The 3,031-nt window shown below is 34.1% G+C and carries 3 protein-coding genes; all 3 read left to right on the top strand.

The window, feature by feature from the left end; genetic code table 11:
* Positions 1 to 633 (top strand): hypothetical protein (locus BLW93_RS08870; protein ID WP_158025389.1); only part of this gene is annotated, 633 nt, incomplete at its 5' end.
* A 12-nt stretch (positions 634 to 645) separates the two neighbouring features.
* The gene (locus BLW93_RS08520; protein WP_076713645.1) at positions 646 to 1,854 is read left to right on the top strand and encodes a hypothetical protein; all 1,209 of its coding nucleotides are present in this window, start codon (positions 646 to 648) and stop codon (positions 1,852 to 1,854) included.
* 9 nt (positions 1,855 to 1,863) lie between these two features.
* Positions 1,864 to 2,958 carry a GGDEF domain-containing protein gene (locus tag BLW93_RS08525; protein WP_076713646.1) on the top strand — a complete coding sequence of 365 codons (1,095 nt, stop codon included), beginning with the start codon at positions 1,864 to 1,866 and terminating at the stop codon, positions 2,956 to 2,958.
* The last annotated feature ends 73 nt before the right edge of the window (positions 2,959 to 3,031 follow it).

Genomic DNA, 3,031 nt, shown 5'->3' on the forward strand with positions numbered 1-3,031 from the left:
GATTATATAAGTTACTGCACCGATTGTCACAATACGGTTAATACGATTTATAGCACTACTATTCAGCATTTTGATCCTAATACTGGAACAGTTACAACAGGCGGGAATCTTTATAAAATAGATTGGTTTTCCGCTACTGGAGATAAACACGGATTCAGAATTGCTGACTCAAATACAACATTGTCAGACCCAAATACGGCATCTCTGCAAGCTCCTTATAACAATACTTCTTTAGCAGTAAATGCTAATGGTGCAGGGTTTGTTCTTTCGTGTATGGACTGCCACGAGGCTCACGGTTCAAAAAATTTATATCTGATAAGAGAAGAGGTGAATGGAAAAGAACTTGTAGATGGAATTGCGTCCACACTTGGCTACAACACAACAATTTCAACGCCAAACGATATCTGGAAACTCTGTATGAACTGCCATCAACACGATCCAGATAGCGAAAGTTGGTACAATGTTCATCATGGGAATCCTGATGCTCCTTATCTAAACCCAAAAGGATGTGGCTGGTGTCATGGAACTTTAGGATATGGAGGAAATTGCCAGTACTGCCACTTCCACGGTGGTGATGACAGCATACTTTTATCAATAAATCCATCCTGGTATACAGGAAGAAGAACTTTCTAAAAGGCCAATAAAATGGAAACTAGGAAAGTTGTAAAAATCACAATATTCACCGCATTGACATTAATATACGGGACCTGTATGTCCATTGCTTCTTCTCTCTTTATATATATCCAGTTTCTGAAAAACGGCAGCTCTGTATCACTAAAAACCATAAATATAAACAACCAGACAATTACCATAAATAAAACTTATAAGTCGAAAGAGAAACAGAAACAATTTTTAGTAACCAGGATAAACATATCAGGGAAAATAAACTCAATAATTATAAATGGTAAAAAATACGTTCTTCCTAAAACCATAAACTTCACGAAAAATTCGTCTCAAGCCATCTTTATCACAGTAAACAACAAGAAACTTTATGTAGAAAATCAGCAACTCTTAAATATCAACAAGAAAGTTCTATTTACTATCCCTTCATTAAAAACAATCGGTGTAATAGACAAAAATACAGGACTGATTGCAGGCTTTATAGGAACGCAAAACACTCCAACAGGAATAGCCGTTAACAACAACAAAATCTTTGTCGGATATAAAAATACTTCCGTTATTTCAGTATTATCTTTAGAAAACGGTTTTCACATATCTGATATACCCATTCCCGGAGATGGAACATGCAGAATAGAAAATAGTAAAAACAAACTTTTTATACTCAGCTCCGACAAAAAGAGATTGATTATCTATAATATTAGTGCCGGGATAACTAACTCAATAATTTTTCCCAGAAAAATAAGCGATTTTTTTGTTAACAACGCCACCGATACTATTTTAACAGTTGACGGTGACACAGGAAACATAGATATGTTCAGCATGACAAACGGCAATCGCATCGGAACGGTTATAATTCCGGGGAGTATCATATCAGTATGTGGAGATGAAAAGAACATCTATGCCGCCGATGATTTCAGCAAAACTATCGTTAAATATTCCCTGATATCCAGAACCTCCGATGTAGAAGAACTGATTAATAGACCTTTGAAAATTAGAAATTTTAATAATTTGATATTTACAGTAACTTATTCACATCTCATAGCATTTGACACATTCTCTCTTAATCCTTATGCTACATTTAACATTAAAGGCATTTCTGAACTGATATTTACAGGTGATAAAATATTTGTATTCTCAAAATCAGGAAAATATTTTGTAATAGACGCCTCCTCCTTTTATACGGAAACTGTAGGAGATATTCCAGAAGCTGTGTTGGAAGGTACATATAACTAAGGAGAATGGATGGAAGAAAAAGATAAAGATATCCAAAAGTGTCCGTTCATCAATAACTGCAAGTTCATTAATTACATCAAAATAGAAAATATCTGGAGCAAAACAAATATTTTATTTTGCAATTCAAATTTTGAAAACTGCCATAGATATTTAAGAAAAAAGAAAAAACTGAAAGTGCCCGACGATCTATGGCCACTAGAAGATGTTGCAATATCTGAAATACTAGAAGAACTGGGATTTGAATTTAAAGAATACCTAAATAAATATAAAAATTACTTTGCAGCATTTAAGGGTTCTTCTCTACTCAAAGAAATCCTATCTAAAACTATCCATTCCATTGAGGCCATAGACAAAAAACATGAAAAAAAATTTCTAAAAGATTTTTTTGAAAGCTACTATGACGAACTGTTTTTGAAAAATTTCAATCAGGAGTTTTTTATTAAAATGATCTACTTTTACGAAAAAAATGAAATAGATGACTCATTGTTTGACTCCATATTTCTCATGTATACTTCTGATCTGGCAGAAAACCTTTATAGATGGCTTGCTACCACTCTTAATGAACAAAAACTTCAAACGTATATACTTTCTACATTCATCAAGCTCAACACTTTAGCTCTGCTGTTCATAAAGAAAAATCAGAAACTCATGCATGAACTCGAACTTTTACATCGCTCACACGTAAAGTTAACAGAAGTAAACCAAGAACTTTACACGGACCCTCTAACTGGAATTTACAACAGACGATTCATGGAGGATTTCGGAGAAGACATAGTTCACAGATTCAACTACTTACTGTTCGTTGATATTGACAACTTCAAAGAAATTAACGACACACATGGACATGACACTGGTGATGAAGTTCTTAAAAGGTTAGGAAAGTTATTCAAAAATCTATTAAGAAACAGAGACATAATAATAAGATTCGGCGGCGATGAATTTTTAATCGCAATAGACACTCCTACAGAAGAAATAGCAATGAAAGTAGCCAACAGAATACACAAATCAATAAAAGAAACGGATTTCAAGTATGAAGATAAGAAAATAAAAATCACCGTATCAATCGGAGTAGCCAAAATAGGTAGTGTACGATATTTTGTGTAAGCTTGAGAAATGGGATAACCTCCTGGGGAACACCCCACAAATACCAACCCCAGGAGGCAAAAATGGAACTACA

Origin of the sequence: Desulfurobacterium indicum (genome assembly GCF_001968985.1) — a bacterium.
Classification (GTDB): domain Bacteria; phylum Aquificota; class Aquificia; order Desulfurobacteriales; family Desulfurobacteriaceae; genus Desulfurobacterium_A; species Desulfurobacterium_A indicum.

Bases quoted from the DNA above. Each gene is read 5' to 3' on its own strand.
- BLW93_RS08525 (WP_076713646.1), top strand. From the start codon at position 1,864: ATGGAAGAAAAAGATAAAGATATCCAAAAGTGTCCGTTCATCAATAAC.
- BLW93_RS08520 (WP_076713645.1), top strand. From the start codon at position 646: ATGGAAACTAGGAAAGTTGTAAAAATCACAATATTCACCGCATTGACA.